Below are 15,360 nucleotides of genomic sequence, written 5' to 3' on the forward strand. Positions count from 1 at the left end.
AAGAGTTTATGAATTTAAATTCTTCTTAGCTTTTTAATTGAAAAACTCTTAAATACAAAAAGATGGATATATGTATTTAAGAGTTTTTGTATTATTTAGTTACTACGAATGAGTACCATCCGTTATCAGAAGTTTCTTCAACAAGTTTGAAACCACGTTCTAACATTTTTTCAAGAAGCTCATCTTTCTTCTCTTCGATAATACCAGAAGTGATGTAGTAACCACCATCTTCTAATAAGTTATACGCATCATCAATCATAAGCTCGATGATGTGAGCAAGAATATTAGCTACGATAATGTTATATTTTTTAGTTTCTTTTGTAAGAAGGCTAGCTTGATCAACTTCGATCCTCTTCTCAAGATTATTTAATGCGAAGTTCTCGAAAGAAACATCAACAGCAAGTCTATCTAAGTCAACAGCTTTAATATTACCATCAGTTAAATAACTAGCCGCGATGCTTAAAATACCACTACCGCAACCAACATCGATAACATTGTCAGTTCTTTGAACATATTTCTCAAGGTTTTTAATACATAGAGAAGTAGTTTCGTGACCTCCAGTACCAAAAGCCATACCAGGATCAATGTTTATAATATATTTATTTTCAGTATTTTCATATTCACGCCATGTAGGTACAATAACGAATTTTTCACCGATATTAAGAATATCGAAATAATCTTTCCAAGAATTTTCCCAATCGCTATCTTGAATAATAGTAGTTTCAATCTTGAAGAAATCTCCAATGTTGATATTTTCAGCTAAAGTAAGAAGCTCAGCTTCGAAACGTTTGAAAGTTTCTTCATCGAAGTTTAGCTCATTGATGTATCCTTTAACGATAACTCCGACCTCTGGATAATCAGCAGGACTAAGCTCAACGATAGTACCGAAATCATCATGTAAGTTCTCCTCAAGAGTAGTAGGATCTTCGATAGCAACCCCAGTTGAACCATAATCAAGAAGAATAGACTCAACTATTTCACTAGCTTCATTAGTAGTATGAATTGTAATTTCAACCCAATTTTCCATTTTATACCTCACAAATATTTTATTTTTACATATAAACTAGAGCATTCTAGTAATCTACATACCTACACATATTATACTATTTTCAATATTTAAGCAACTAAAAAGGTGGGATAGTCGTCAATATTTCGAGTGTAGAATAAATGAGGAAATAATTGACCATTAAAATATTCTAAAAATTGTAGCGAGATATGAAATTAGAAAATATGTACAGTAAGGATGTAGTGGTTTATCTCTATAGTAGAGGTATAATGTGGCTATTTAAATATTTTTAAAAAATTTGAAAAAGAAGTGGACATATTAAAAATTCGATGTTAAACTTATACTTGTATCAGATACGAGAACAAGTTGAAAAATTGAATAAATACAGTTAAAGGAGAAAAATATGGATACAAAATTTTCAGTAGCATTACACATACTAATATATATTTCAGAAACAGATAAAGTAGTTTCTTCGGAGCTACTAGCCAAAAGTGTCAACACTAACAGTAGTCACATAAGAAAGATTCTTGCAGTGTTAAAAAAAGGTGGTCTAATAGAAAGCCAACAAGGAAAAACTGGAATAACATTGGCAAAAGACCCTAAAGACATTACATTATCAGAAATTTATCAAATCATTTATCCTGATAAATACTTAGTAAATATCCATGAAGGTGCTAATAAAGAATGCCCAGTTGGTTTAAATATCGAAAACTTATTACAGCCAGTATTTAATGAAGCACAAGAAGCTTTTTATAAAAAACTTGAAAGTAAAACATTAGAAAAATTAATTAAAGAATTATACATAATAGGAGAAAAATAAACAATGAAAGCAGCAGTACACACAAAATATAATAAAAATAATATAGAACTTGAAATTAGAGAAGTAGCAGTACCTACAATAAATGAAAATGAAGTGTTGGTAAAAGTTACAACTGCAGGAGTAAACCCACTAGATAACATGATTTCACGCGGAGAAGTGAAGATTATCGTACCTTATACACTTCCACAAGTTGCAGGTAATGAAGTAGTAGGGATTATTGAACAAAAAGGAAGTAATGTAGCTAATTTTGAAATTGGAGATAGAGTATTCTCTAGACTACCATTAGATAAAATCGGAGCTTTTGCTGAATATGTAGCTATTAATCAAGATGCAATCGCTAAAGTACCAGATTATCTAACTGATGAAGAAGCAGCAGCCGTTCCATTAACAGCATTAACAATTATGCAAGCTCTAGAACTTATGGGAGCAAAATCAGGAAAAACAATCTTCATCTCAGGTGGAACAGGTGGAGTAGGTGGTATGGCTATTCCTATCGCTAAAGCAAAAGGATTAACAGTAATCACTAGTGGTAGTTTAGAAAATAAAGAACGTGTTGAAAAATTAGGTGTTGATCAATTCATCGACTATAAAACAACAGATTACACTAAAGTATTAAAAGATGTTGATTATGTGCTAGATACTTTAGGAGGATCAGAAACAGAAAAACAAATGACTATTATGAAATCTGGAGGTAAATTAGTTTCATTAAGAGCTATGCCAAATGGAAGTTTCGCTAAACGTATGAACTTAGCATGGTGGAAACAATTCATCTTAGGTTTAGCTGGTAGAAAATTCGATAAAATGGCAAATAAATACGGAGTATCATATGACTTCATTTTCGTAGAATCTAATGGTAAACAACTTCAAGAAGTAGCTGACATTTTCACAAAATTAGAAATTAAACCATCTGTAGATACTGTATTTGACTTTAAAGATGTAAATAAAGCATTAGATAAAGTAGCGAATGGACGTTCAAGAGGTAAAACAGTTTTAAGTTTTAAATAATATAAAAATATAGAATAACAAGAGAAAGGAGCGACTAGAAAATTATGATTTCTCAGTAATCAATTTTTCAAGTCGCTCATATTATATCAAAATATCAACAAACATAATAAAGTTAGGAGACAATCATGTCATATATAAATAAAAGAAATGAATACATTAATGTTAATGGATTAAAAATAGCATATAGAGAAATTAATAAAGATGAAACAGAAAGACCATTAGTGATGTTAGTACACTTAGCGGCAACAATGGATAATTGGGATCCGAGATTTATCGATCTAGTAGCAGAAAAAAATCATATAATCTTAATAGACCTACCAGGAGTTGGGGGAAGTGAAGGAAAAGTAGCTACAACAATTCCAGGGATGGCACAACAAACAATAGATATTATTAAAGAATTAGGTTACAGTAAAATTAACTTACTAGGATTATCAATGGGTGGAATGATAGCTTAAGAAGTAACAAGATTAAATAATGACTTAGTAGAAAAATTAATATTAGTTGGAACAGGACCAAGAGACGGAGAAGGAATCGGAACTGTGACTAGTACTACTTTTAAATTCATGCTAAAAGCAGGATTAAATAGGGTAGATCCTAAGAGATTTATCTTCTATAATCACGATGAAAAAGGAAAAATTGAAGCGAATAAAGTACTAGATAGATTAGCAAGTCGTAGTAAAGAAAATGCAGATGCCGATATGAAAGTTCCTAGCTTTTTAAGACAATTAAAAGCAATAAAACGTTGGAGTACTGTAGGATATGACGATTTAAAATTTATTACGCAACCTACACTAATCGTAAATGGTGATAAAGACTTAATGGTACCTACAGTTAACTCATATAATATGCATCAAAAAATAGAAAATAGTAAATTAATAATTTATCCAAACGCAGCACACGGATCATTATTCCAATACGCAGATGAATTTTCAAAAGAGTTAATAGAATTTTTAGAAGAATAAGAAACCAAACTAATTAAAGTAGCTTGTTAGAAAGTAATTATACTTAAGACACACAGTTTATCAGCCATAAAACCTAGAAGAACAAAGTAGCATTTTAAAGAAGGAGTGATTCGAAAGTCGATTTTATCGAGTTATCCCTAACTAATATAAAAAATAAATATATATTCAGCCTAGAGCGATTAGAAAATTCAATTATAAAAATTAATGATTTTTCACTCGTTCTAACATTTTTTACAAAATCCTTGACAATAACGGTCGTTTAGTATAATATAGACTAAGTAAACCGTAATATAAAATATTAGTAGAGAGACTTTTATTTCATGTTTTTTTAGAAGAGAGTTTAATCCGGAGGCTGAAAGATTAAATAATAATGATTGAAATAAGCAACACTCTTTATAAAACCGAATATGAATTGAAAGGTATCAGGAGACTGATATGAATTCGGGTGGCACCACGAAACTAGTAATCGTCCCATGTAGTTAAATAACTATATGGGGCGTTTTTTTATTTCAAATTATACGAGGTTTGCTAATATTAGAAGTTAAAATTGATAAAAATATGGAGGCACTTATGACAACAATTACGAAAGAACAAGTAGCTCACATCGCTCATCTTTCTAGATTAGAAATCCAAGAAAGTGAAGTAGATGGGTACATCGAAAAATTAGAAAAAGTTGTAGATTTATTCAATACAATCAACAGCGCACCAACGGAAAATGTAAAACCAACTTATCACGTTCTAGACTTAGTTAATGTATTTAGAGAAGACGTAGCTCATGAAGGAATGGATAGAGAAGAAGTTCTTAAAAATGCTCACGAAACTGAAGCAGGACAATTCAAAGTACCTACTATTATTGAATAAAATAAGGAGATAATTTAATGAGTTTATTACATGAATCAATTGAAAGTTTAGAACTTAAACTTAAAAATAAAGAAATTAAACCAAGTGATTTAGTAAAAGAATCACTAGACAGAATTAAAGCTACTGATGAAAAAGTAGGTTCATTCATTACAGTAACTGAAGAAGTAGCATTAAAACAAGCCGAAGCTTTAGACCAAGCTCAAGAAGAAGGACGCGCTGAAGGTAAATTATTCGGTATTCCAATGGGAATTAAAGATAACATTGTTACAAAAGACATTCAAACAACTTGTGCATCAAAAATCTTAGAAGGATTTAATCCAATTTATGATGCAACAGTAATGAACAAACTTAACAAAGAAAATCCAATCCTTTTAGGAAAATTAAACATGGACGAGTTCGCAATGGGTGGTTCTACAGAAACATCTTACTATAAACTTACTCGTAACCCTCATGATTTAGATGCAGTACCAGGAGGATCAAGTGGTGGTTCAGCTACAGCAGTAGCTGCAGGACAAGTTAGCTTCACTCTAGGAAGTGATACAGGTGGTTCTGTACGTCAACCAGCTTCTTACTGTGGTGTAGTTGGATTAAAACCAACTTATGGACGTGTATCACGTTTTGGATTAGTAGCATTCGCTTCATCATTAGACCAAATCGGACCAATGACTCGTACAGTTAAAGATAACGCTCGTGTATTAGAAATTATCTCAGGATTAGATACTAACGACATGACTAGTGCACCTGTAGAAGTACCAGAATTCAGCAAAATCATCACTGGAGACATTAAAGGTAAGAAAATCGCTCTTCCTAAAGAATACTTCGGTGCTGGAATTGACGAAGAAGTTAAACAAGCAGTACTTGAAGGTGTTAAATACTTAGAAAGCCAAGGAGCTATTGTAGAAGAAGTAAGTCTTCCAAATACGGACTACGCTATTTCAACTTACTACATTATCGCTTCTGCTGAAGCAAGTTCAAACCTTTCTCGTTTCGATGGTATTCGTTATGGATACAGAAGTCCAAACGCAACAAACCTTGAAGAAATCTACAAAAAAACACGTGGAGAAGGATTTGGGGCTGAGGTTAAACGCCGTATCATGTTAGGAACATACGTATTATCTTCAGGATACTACGATGCATACTACAAAAAAGCACAACAAGTTCGTACATTAATTAAACAAGACTTTGATAGAGTATTCGAAGAATACGATGTAATCATTGGACCAACTGCTCCAACAGTAGCATTTAACATTGGAGAAGAAGTAGGAGATCCAATTAAAATCTACGCTAACGATATCTTAACAATACCAGTAAACATGGCTGGATTACCAGGTATCAGTATTCCATGTGGATTCAAAGGTAACCGTCCAATCGGTATGCAAATTATTGCTAAACCATTCGCAGAATCTACACTATACGATGTAGCATACAACTTCGAACAACACTACAACTTACACGATAAAAAAATAGAATTATAATAGGAGAAACAAGATGCATTTTGAAACAGTAATTGGACTAGAAGTCCATGTAGAATTAAAAACAGATTCAAAAATATTCTCACCATCTCCAGCTCACTTTGGTGCAGAACCAAACACTAACACAAACGTTATCGACTTAGGATACCCAGGGGTACTTCCAGTAGTAAACAAAAGAGCGGTAGAATGGGGAATGAAAGCAGCAATGGCGCTTAACATGACAGTAGCTCGTGAGTCAAAATTCGATAGAAAAAACTACTTCTATCCAGATAACCCGAAAGCATACCAAATCTCACAATTTGACCAACCAATCGGGGAAAACGGATGGATTGATATCGAAGTAAACGGAGAAACAAAACGTATCGGTATTACACGTGCTCACCTTGAAGAAGATGCTGGTAAATTAACTCACAAAAATGGTTACTCACTAGTTGACCTTAACCGTCAAGGTACACCACTTATCGAGATCGTATCTGAGCCAGATATCAGAACTCCAGAAGAAGCATATGCGTACTTAGAAAAATTACGTTCAATCATCCAATATATCGAAGTATCAGACGTTAAGATGGAAGAAGGATCAATGCGTTGTGACGCGAACATCTCTATCCGTCCTTACGGTCAAGATGAATTTGGTACAAAAACCGAGCTTAAAAACTTAAACTCATTCACTTTCGTTAAAAAAGGATTAGAGTACGAAGAAAAACGTCAAGAACAAGTTATCCTTTCAGGTGGAGTAATCAACCAAGAAACTCGTCGTTTCGATGAAACAACAGGAACAACTAAACTTATGCGTGTTAAAGAAGGTTCAGACGATTACCGTTACTTCCCAGAGCCAGATATCGTACCTATGATTATCTCTGATGAATGGATGGAAGAAGTAAGAAAAACTATTCCAGAACTTCCAGATGCTCGTCAAAGAAGATACCAAGAAGAACTTGGATTACCAGCATACGATGCACACGTTCTTACATTAACTAAAGAAATGTCAGATATGTTCGAACAAACTGTAGCTTTAGGAGCAGATCCAAAACTAGCTTCTAACTACTTAATGGTAGATGTGAATGCATACTTAAACAAAGTACAAAAAGAACTTAAAGAAACAGCATTAACTGCAGAAGGTTTAGCAGGAATGATTAAATTAATCACTGACGGAACAATCTCAAGTAAAATCGCTAAAAAAGTATTCGCAGAACTTATCGAACACGGTGGAGATGCTGCACAAATCGTTAAAGAAAAAGGTCTTGTACAAGTTTCAGATAGTGGACAATTATTAGCTTGGGTAAACGAAGCATTAGATAACAATCCAAAATCTATCGAAGACTACAAAAATGGTCGTGACCGTGCGATTGGTTTCCTAGTAGGTCAAATCATGAAAGCCTCAAAAGGACAAGCCAACCCACAAATGATCAACAAAATGTTATTAGAAGAAATCGCAAAACGTTAATAACGAAAATAATAAACGAACTCGAAACAAGGAGAAATCTTTGTTTCGAGTTTTTGTTGTATTTGGTAAACGACTTAAATATAAATAGAGCAGGAATTGGTTGGTGAAAATAGATTTTAATAGATGAAAGAGCGGATGTTGGGGAATAAAACTGAACATTTCCCAAAAAAAGTTGATATTGGGGAGTGAAACTGGACATTCGTATATGAGAGAGTGGACATTGAGTAGTAAAACTGGATATTCGAACAAAATAGTGTGGATATATGAAAAAATATCAAATCTTCCCATTTATATATTATAATTTTACTTTTATGCTACTTTGTTGTAAAATAGGAAGTGTAAAAGTAAAAAAATGAGGTGAATAGATTTGAAATTTAAAGAAATTGAAAGCTTACTTAATAAGAATAATGGAATACTGACAATAAAAGAAGCAGAGGAGAATGGGATATACAGAGGATCAATTAAATACTTTACTGAAAAAGGGAAATTAGAAAAAGTGAGTCGAGGTGTTTATGTATCACCAGGAATTTTTGAAGATGAATTTTTTGTAGTTCAGAATAGATTTAAGAAGGGAATATATTCGCTAGAAACAGCATTGTACTTGTATGATTTAACTGATAGAACTCCTAGTGTTTTTAACATGACATTTCCAAAAGGCTATAATTTAACTAATCCAAAAAAGAATGGAATAAAGTGTAAATCTATAAAAGAAGATCTTTATGAGTTGGGAAAAGAAGAAATAAAAACACCGAATGGATATAATGTTTATGCTTATAACATTGAAAGAACATTAATAGATATAATTCGCCCGATTAACAAAATAGATATCCAAGTAATATCACATTCATATAAAACATATATAAAAAGAAAGGATAAAAATATCCCTTTATTATCAATGTATGCTGAAAAATTAGGAGTAGAAGATAAATTAAAAAGTTATTTAGAGGTATTATTATGATAAATATTATGCAACTAAAAGCAAAGATAAAAAATATATCAAAAGAAAAAAATATTTCTGCACAATTAGTTTTACAAAATTATATGATGGAGAGATTTTTATGATGTGTATATACTACTAAAATTGAAAAGTAAAAATATTGATTATAACATATTAAGATTAGCTATAGAAGAAACTTTCCAAAAAAGAGATAGTTTAAATTTACTTTTGAATTATAAAGAAATTATTTCAAATATAGAAAATAATAATGAAATGTTAGTCCGTTGGGAAAATTATCGAAATAGCTTTAATTATGCTAGAACAATAGATTTTAATGAAATATATAAATTATTAAAGAAAATATTGGAGGAAATAGATATAAAATAATTTTTTAAAATACAAATAACTATCTTTATAGAATTACTAAATAAAGATGTACCCAAAATATAGATAATTTAATCAAATTTTGAGTACATCTTTTTTATATTTGATTTTAATTATTTACTCTTCACAAACTCAACAATTTTAGAAATAGCTTTTGTTGCTTCTGGTATTGGGAAGGCAGGGTATACGTGGTTTAAATTTTTACCGATTACGAATTCAGTCTTAACATTTGCTTCACGAAGTTTTTCAGCTAATAATGCTATGTCAGGATATAATAATTCACGTGTTCCTGAGAATAATAATATCTCTGGTAAATTCTTCATTTCACCGTATAATGGTGAAACTTTCCAATCTGATAAGTCTGCATCATCAGCCCAAGATTTAGCATCAGCTAGCAAAGTATCTACGTGTAGTAGAGGATCTTTTTTGATATATTTTTTAATATCAGGATTTGACATTGTTAAATCAACCCATGGACTTAGTAAAATCAGACCTTTAGGTAGTTTAATGTTATTTTGAACAAAATCTTGAACTAATCCTAGAGCTAAGCCACCACCAGCACTATCTCCCATAACATAGATATCTTTATCTGGATTCTCAGCAACGTAGTCTGTATATAATTTTGTTAGAAGTTCATAGCTGTCTTTATAAGTATAGAATGGAGCTAGTCCGTAATCAGGAATGATAACCTCAGCATCAGATTCTTGAGCAATTTTATCAGCCATCTCCCATTGAATATCTACGAATTCATGAACGTAAGAACCACCATGAATATAGAAAATAGTAGAGTTAGAATTATTAACACTATTTAAATGCCAAACTTGTCTATCAGAAACAATTCTAGTATAGAATTTAGAATTAGTATCGAATTCATATACATTTACAGTTTCTTCGTTCTTATCTTCTTTTTGTTTTTCTAGTCTTTTAGTTTCATCGATATCTCTTAGTTTCTTATATTTATTACCAAGATATAACTCGATTAGACCAGCTTTAGCACTACGTTTATAACGTAATTTCTGATACCCTGCATAGCTACCTATTAATGCAGGTAATGTTGCGGCAATTGAAGCTACTGAAACAACTTTTTTATTAAATTTTCCCATTTTAATCTCCTCTTATTTACATAAATGTAATTGTTTTATTTATTTACAATTATAGTTTATCAGAAAATAAAGTGATTGTAAAAATAAAAATCTGAAGAAATGGAATAAGGGAAAAAGGAATTTGGAAGTCAACTTATAATAAAAAGATATGTGAGATAGAGTAAGATACAGTTGATTCATGTTAATATATATTCTATAATAAAGTTATGAATTTCTTATTACAAGATTTTAAAATAAAGTAATTATATTTATTAGTATAAAAAATAAACTAGTATATTAATAAAGACATATATTTGGAGGAATTATGAAGATAAATTTAGAATGTATAGAAATATTTGAAGACGAAAATATAGAATTTGATAAACCTGTAAACTTTGTATTTGGAAAAAATGGAACTGGAAAAAGTACTATTACAAAATTAATAAAAGAACAAAACACAGATAAAGATGTGAGAGTTTATCAAGGGGTTAATAGTGTAGCTGTTGATGGTAAATTAAATTCGGTAATTTTGGGAGAAGAAAATACTGTCGCTCAAAGAAACATTGAATCGTACGAGTTAAAGATAAGTGATATTGGGAATGAGATAGAAAAGAAAAATAAAAATATAGAAAGTATTCAAGAAGAATATAAAAAGATTAGAGACAAAAAAAATAAACTAGAGAATAAAATAGAAAAAAATATTAAAGAAGCTGCTAAAGAAATAAAAAATAATCAATTACATATAGCAAGTACTAGTTATAACAGTGTTACATTTAAAAAAGAATTAAAATATGCATTTAAATTGTCAGAAGCTGAAAAAGAAGAATGTAAAAAGAATTTAATAATACAGGAAAAAATTGTAGATCTTAAGGAACATTTTGATATAAATCTAAAGGATATTTTATTAGAAACAAATAGAGTATTAATGAAAAAAGTGGAAGAAGAAAAAGATATTATTCGGCTTTCAACAGAAGAAAAAATAAACTTTGCCAAAAAAGGATTGTAGCTACATAAAGAGGGAGAAGTTTGTTCTTTTTGTGGGAATGAAATATCAAATGAGACATTTCAACAATTAGAAGGCTACTTTTCAGCTTCAAAAATCAAATTATTAGAGAAAGAAATTTTCGATATAATCTACAAAATTGAAGAAATAATAGAAAAAATAAATAATTTTAATATACTTCCAAAATATTTTTATAGTATTTATCAAAGTAAAATAGAAATAATATCAACAGAATGGAGCCAGAAATTAAAAGAACACAATAATTTTCTGAGGGTGTTAAAAGAAAGATTGGAAAAAAAATTAACTCAATTATTTTCTAATTCCGAGAAAATCTCAATAAAAATACCAGATAGTATAGAGTATATAGTTGAAGAATATAATAAAATTGCAATATTAAATAATAATGAAGATGTATCAAGAATAAAGAATTTTTCAAAAGACATCTTGAGATTTGATTATATATATTATTTCAAAACTCAATATGATTTAGAAAATAAATATAATGAACTAGGTAATATAGAACAAGAAATTACTGATACAAAAAATAAAATGGCTCTGATAAATGATGAGATAAATAATTATAAAATGGATATTGAAAGTTTAAAAAAAGAAATTAATACTGAACTTAGCAAAACAAGATCCGAAGAAAAGCTAGCTAATAATATAAATAAAAAATTAAGAAATTATGTATCATTTGAATTAGAACATATTGGAAAAAATAAAAATCTAAATCAAGGATATTATAGAATAAGAAATAAAGCACCTTTTTCTGAGAAGTATAGAGAAATAGATACTCTTTCTAAAGGAGAAAAAAATATAATTGGATTTTTATATTTTATTGAAAAATTAAATGAGTATAGAGAAATAGATTTAGATAAAATTATTATTTTTGATGATCCTATGGATTCGAATGATGATACTATGCAGTATATTATAATAACTGAAATTCAAGAATTAATGAAGATAATAGATAAAAGTAAAGAAAATTCCAAATTAATAATTATGACACATAATGCACATTTCTATATTAATATAAAATATAATAGATTATATCAAGATGGTATCGATAGATATGGAAAAGAAAAACTATGTGATAGATTTATAAGATTAGAAAAAATAGAACAGAAAGTAGTCAAAAAAACTTTAAATTCAGAAGGAGAAGATTTCTCTACTAATTATGAATTATTATGGAAAGAACTGAGATTTTTATTTGATAATAACAAACCAAATTTAATGCTAAATTCTATTAGAAGAATTATTGAAACATTTACGAAATTTAACAGAACTAACAATTTTTTTGGGGAAAACAGAGAAGCCCAAAAATTATTTAATGTTAATTCACATTCGATTGATGATTTAGAAGCTGAATTAAATGGAAAAAATAAAGAAGATATCATTAAATTGATGAAAGATTGTTTTATAAATAATAATGCAGAAACTCATTTTAAAACTTGTTGGAAAGCCTCGAAAAAATAATTATAATTATTATATGTTGATAATAACTCATTTAATGAAGGTGAAAATATGTAAATTATAAAGGAGTGGGTTAAATGGAATTTTTAAGGAGTTATTTTGGGAATAAAAATATTTTTAAAAAAACTAATGATTTATCTAATGATAAAAATCCTATTGTTAATGAAAATAAAAAAAGTGGAGATTTCTTACTGTGGAATATGACAGAATTAGAAGCAGGAGATTTGTGTAAACATAGATTAGATACGATGGAACTGTGGTCTAGAAGATTAATTGAAGAAACATTTAGTAAGGAATATGGTAAAGACTATTTTAATTTCAAATTTGATGAGAGTACTCCACTTGTAAAGAATGAAATAATAAAACAAGTTCAAGATAGAGTTGATAGTAATCCAAAAAGATATCCAAGGAAAGTAGATGCTTTAGTTATGGAACATTTAAAATATTTTTTTTGTCGAAATGATTTGTATAAGTTACATTTTAAAAATGTTTTTGAACCATTTTATTCAGGTATTGAATCATTAAGATTAACTTTTGAAAAATTAATCAGTATAAGAAATAAGATCTCTCATACCAATCCCTTATCACAACGGGAATTGGAGCAAGGAGTATGTTATTCAAATGATTTAATTGAAGTATTTAAAGAGTATTATAAAAAAATAGGTAGAGATAAAGAGTATAATGTTCCGACGTTTTTATCATTTAAAGATTCATTAGGACAATGTATTTATAGAGAAGACTCCAGTTATTCGTGGAGTATTTGTCCTTTAACTAATTATGATTCAACGAACAATAAAAGAGAAACAGTAAATCTTAGATCAGGTGAAACGTATAGGATAATTTTAGAAGTTGATAACAGTTTTCCGTTAGACTTTTATTGCATTAATTGGGAAATAGAGTATTGTTGTAAAATAGATAAATATGAAACTAATAGTAATATTTTAGAATTTAAAATAGATGACAAATTTGTTTCTTTGAATCTAAGGATAAAAGCATATTTGAAGACTAAAAGAGCATGGCATAGATTTGCCAACATAGATTGTGATGATTTTGTTGAGATACATCTAGAGGAAATTTTACCACCTATAAATGATGACTATTTTAAATAAGAAATAAACAATGAGTTTTATAGGAATTTAAAAATAAAAAAATTTCATAGATAAGTTGAAGAGATTAGCTTTTATTGAAAGTAAATTCCAATAAAAGCTAACTTTTTTAGGGTTTTTATAGCATCTTTAAACAGAATCAAAAGTACCTTAAATTCTATACTTATTGATTTTGAAATCACCTCTAAAAGTTATTTATTTAGTTATTCTATCTAATTAAATAGTAATTTGTGATATATGCATTCACGATATCGCGTAGTTGTTCATCAGATAGTCGTCTTAGTGCTGGGAAGGCGATTGTAGATAATTCTACTAGGTTATCAATATTTTTTTCTGTGAACTCTTCTTGATCAATCTCTTCAGTATTATTAGAAAATAGAATAAATAGTTTACTAGCTTCATCATCTGTAAGACCTCTATTTTCACATGCTAGATAAAATGAAGGTTCTTCGTTAAATCTATCTTTTATGTATTCATTAATTTCATATACAGCTGATTTAATAGTGAAGTGACTAGAGATAAAATCAGGACTTTCAACGAATTTTGTTTGTTTCACTTCAAAAGGTATACCACCTTCATTAACAGCTTTTGTAAGAAACATGCTAATTGCAGTTTCCAGATTTAATCCAAGACTAAAGAATAAATCTTCAGCATCATTTCTTAAATTATCATCAATAGTTAAAACAATTTTCGATTCACTCATTTTTAAAACTCTCCTTAGTTAATACATTAATTTTAACGTAGAATGGTTAATTTTTCAAGAGAACTTTATATGAAAAAGTTAAATTCAAGGATATATAAAGGAATAGTATAAAAGTTGTAAAAAGATATAAGAATTACTAGTAAATATGTTATAATAGAATGTAAGAAAATTAGGATTGAGAGGATCTTTATGGAATTAGAATTATTACAAAAAGCGATAGAAGAAAACTACAACGCATTATCGGAAGTTAGTAAGGCAGCATTTAGTTTAGAACCAGTATCAGATGAAAGATTAGTAGAAATCGCAAAGGATGTAAATAAACAGTTAGGGTATGAATTGTATGATAAACTAGATAAAGAAAGCTTAATAGCGGACTTCTCAACTACATCACGAGAAATGTATAAATATACTCTAGATAAATCAAAATTCTTAAATGATAGACTAGAAAAAGCGTTAGTCGAACATTGTGACGATATATTAGTAGATGTAGTAAAAGCACACGAGAATTTCGATTCAATGGAAACATATGAGTTATATACTCTAGCATTCGAAGTAAATGAAAAACTAGGATATAGATTATTCAGAGATATCTATTCATACAGCTTAAGACGTGACTTCGAGAGAGTGGCAAAAGCAGTAGAAACATATAAAAAAGAAGGTAAAATAATGAAGTTTATTAAGTAGGAAGTTCGGTAGAAATGCCGAGCTTTTTTTATTTTCCAATTGTACAAAAAAATAGACAGTTGATATTATATTATTAACCTAAAGAAATCGCTATAAAATAACTTTTATAATTAGTATATGTTTACTTTCGAATATGATGAATCTATGATAAAATAATATTAATTATAAAAGAAGAAATAGTAAATAATATCAGTATGAAAGGGTATATAATGAAAAAAGAATTAGAGAATTTACTATCTCAGCATGAAGAATTTCTTGTTGAAGGTGTTTTAAATAAAAATAAGCTTTCGGAACTAGCTAGAAAATATGATGCTAAGTTATTTAATGTTTTAATGAAAGAAGAGAAAATAAAAAATCATTTTTTCACTAAATTAGAAGAAGAAATTTTAGTATTTAAGAAAGATGTATTTTTGCAATT

At 29.1% G+C, this 15,360-nt stretch carries 14 protein-coding genes and 2 pseudogenes; 13 read left to right on the forward strand and 3 right to left on the reverse strand.

The window, feature by feature from the left end; all coding sequences use genetic code 11:
* Nucleotides 1–91: 91 nt before the first annotated feature.
* Nucleotides 92–1,027, reverse strand: a complete 936-nt coding sequence (gene prmA, locus HMPREF3186_RS07040; protein WP_060914549.1) for a 50S ribosomal protein L11 methyltransferase — start codon at nt 1,025–1,027, stop codon at nt 92–94.
* A 382-nt stretch (nt 1,028–1,409) separates the two neighbouring features.
* On the opposite strand from prmA, the gene HMPREF3186_RS07045 reads away from it, so the two are divergent.
* The 9 genes and pseudogenes from HMPREF3186_RS07045 to HMPREF3186_RS07080 all read left to right on the forward strand — a co-directional run.
* Nucleotides 1,410–1,826, forward strand: coding sequence for an Rrf2 family transcriptional regulator (locus HMPREF3186_RS07045; RefSeq protein ID WP_060914550.1), 417 nt, complete (start codon nt 1,410–1,412; stop codon nt 1,824–1,826).
* Between the two features lie 3 nt (nt 1,827–1,829).
* Nucleotides 1,830–2,831, forward strand: a complete 1,002-nt coding sequence (locus HMPREF3186_RS07050) for an NADP-dependent oxidoreductase (RefSeq protein WP_060914551.1) — start codon at nt 1,830–1,832, stop codon at nt 2,829–2,831.
* 125 nt (nt 2,832–2,956) lie between these two features.
* The gene (locus tag HMPREF3186_RS09430) at nt 2,957–3,286 is read left to right on the forward strand and encodes an alpha/beta fold hydrolase (RefSeq protein ID WP_231724182.1); all 330 of its coding nucleotides are present in this window, start codon (nt 2,957–2,959) and stop codon (nt 3,284–3,286) included.
* Nucleotides 3,287–3,370: 84 nt separating this feature from the next.
* Nucleotides 3,371–3,793, forward strand: coding sequence for an alpha/beta fold hydrolase (locus tag HMPREF3186_RS09435; RefSeq protein ID WP_231724183.1), 423 nt, complete (start codon nt 3,371–3,373; stop codon nt 3,791–3,793).
* Nucleotides 3,794–4,363: 570 nt separating this feature from the next.
* Complete coding sequence (gatC, locus tag HMPREF3186_RS07060) at nt 4,364–4,654, forward strand: Asp-tRNA(Asn)/Glu-tRNA(Gln) amidotransferase subunit GatC (RefSeq protein ID WP_060914552.1); 291 nt, start codon at nt 4,364–4,366, stop codon at nt 4,652–4,654.
* Nucleotides 4,655–4,671: 17 nt separating this feature from the next.
* Nucleotides 4,672–6,129 (forward strand): Asp-tRNA(Asn)/Glu-tRNA(Gln) amidotransferase subunit GatA, encoded by a 1,458-nt coding sequence (gene gatA, locus HMPREF3186_RS07065; protein ID WP_060914553.1) that lies wholly within the window; start codon nt 4,672–4,674, stop codon nt 6,127–6,129.
* A 13-nt stretch (nt 6,130–6,142) separates the two neighbouring features.
* Nucleotides 6,143–7,570, forward strand: coding sequence for an Asp-tRNA(Asn)/Glu-tRNA(Gln) amidotransferase subunit GatB (gene gatB / locus HMPREF3186_RS07070; protein ID WP_048802959.1), 1,428 nt, complete (start codon nt 6,143–6,145; stop codon nt 7,568–7,570).
* Between the two features lie 367 nt (nt 7,571–7,937).
* Nucleotides 7,938–8,528, forward strand: coding sequence for a type IV toxin-antitoxin system AbiEi family antitoxin domain-containing protein (locus HMPREF3186_RS07075; RefSeq protein WP_060914554.1), 591 nt, complete (start codon nt 7,938–7,940; stop codon nt 8,526–8,528).
* A 102-nt stretch (nt 8,529–8,630) separates the two neighbouring features.
* Nucleotides 8,631–8,894, forward strand: a pseudogene (locus HMPREF3186_RS07080) (hypothetical protein); the annotation flags it as partial.
* Between the two features lie 110 nt (nt 8,895–9,004).
* On the opposite strand, the gene HMPREF3186_RS07085 reads toward HMPREF3186_RS07080, so the two are convergent.
* Nucleotides 9,005–9,994, reverse strand: a complete 990-nt coding sequence (locus HMPREF3186_RS07085) for an alpha/beta hydrolase fold domain-containing protein (protein ID WP_060914556.1) — start codon at nt 9,992–9,994, stop codon at nt 9,005–9,007.
* A 304-nt stretch (nt 9,995–10,298) separates the two neighbouring features.
* Between HMPREF3186_RS07085 and HMPREF3186_RS07095 the strand changes: the two are divergent.
* Together HMPREF3186_RS07095 and HMPREF3186_RS07100 are read left to right on the forward strand one after the other, a co-directional pair.
* Nucleotides 10,299–12,452: pseudogene (locus HMPREF3186_RS07095) on the forward strand (AAA family ATPase).
* Between the two features lie 74 nt (nt 12,453–12,526).
* Nucleotides 12,527–13,558 (forward strand): hypothetical protein, encoded by a 1,032-nt coding sequence (locus HMPREF3186_RS07100; RefSeq protein ID WP_060914559.1) that lies wholly within the window; start codon nt 12,527–12,529, stop codon nt 13,556–13,558.
* Nucleotides 13,559–13,763: 205 nt separating this feature from the next.
* Here HMPREF3186_RS07100 and HMPREF3186_RS07105 read toward each other — a convergent pair whose 3' ends face one another.
* Nucleotides 13,764–14,258 carry a type II toxin-antitoxin system RelB/DinJ family antitoxin gene (locus tag HMPREF3186_RS07105; protein ID WP_060914560.1) on the reverse strand — a complete coding sequence of 165 codons (495 nt, stop codon included), beginning with the start codon at nt 14,256–14,258 and terminating at the stop codon, nt 13,764–13,766.
* 189 nt (nt 14,259–14,447) lie between these two features.
* Here HMPREF3186_RS07105 and HMPREF3186_RS07110 point away from each other — a divergent pair, with 189 nt between their 5' ends.
* Both HMPREF3186_RS07110 and HMPREF3186_RS09220 read left to right on the forward strand, forming a co-directional pair.
* On the forward strand, nt 14,448–14,942 hold the full coding sequence (locus HMPREF3186_RS07110; protein WP_060914561.1) for a hypothetical protein: 495 nt from the start codon (nt 14,448–14,450) through the stop codon (nt 14,940–14,942).
* 209 nt (nt 14,943–15,151) lie between these two features.
* The coding region (locus HMPREF3186_RS09220) for a hypothetical protein (protein WP_084812678.1) at nt 15,152–15,360 on the forward strand (209 nt) is incomplete at its 3' end.

The sequence above is a fragment of the Gemella haemolysans genome (assembly GCF_001553035.1).
GTDB classification, from domain to species: Bacteria; Bacillota; Bacilli; order Staphylococcales; family Gemellaceae; genus Gemella; species Gemella haemolysans_B.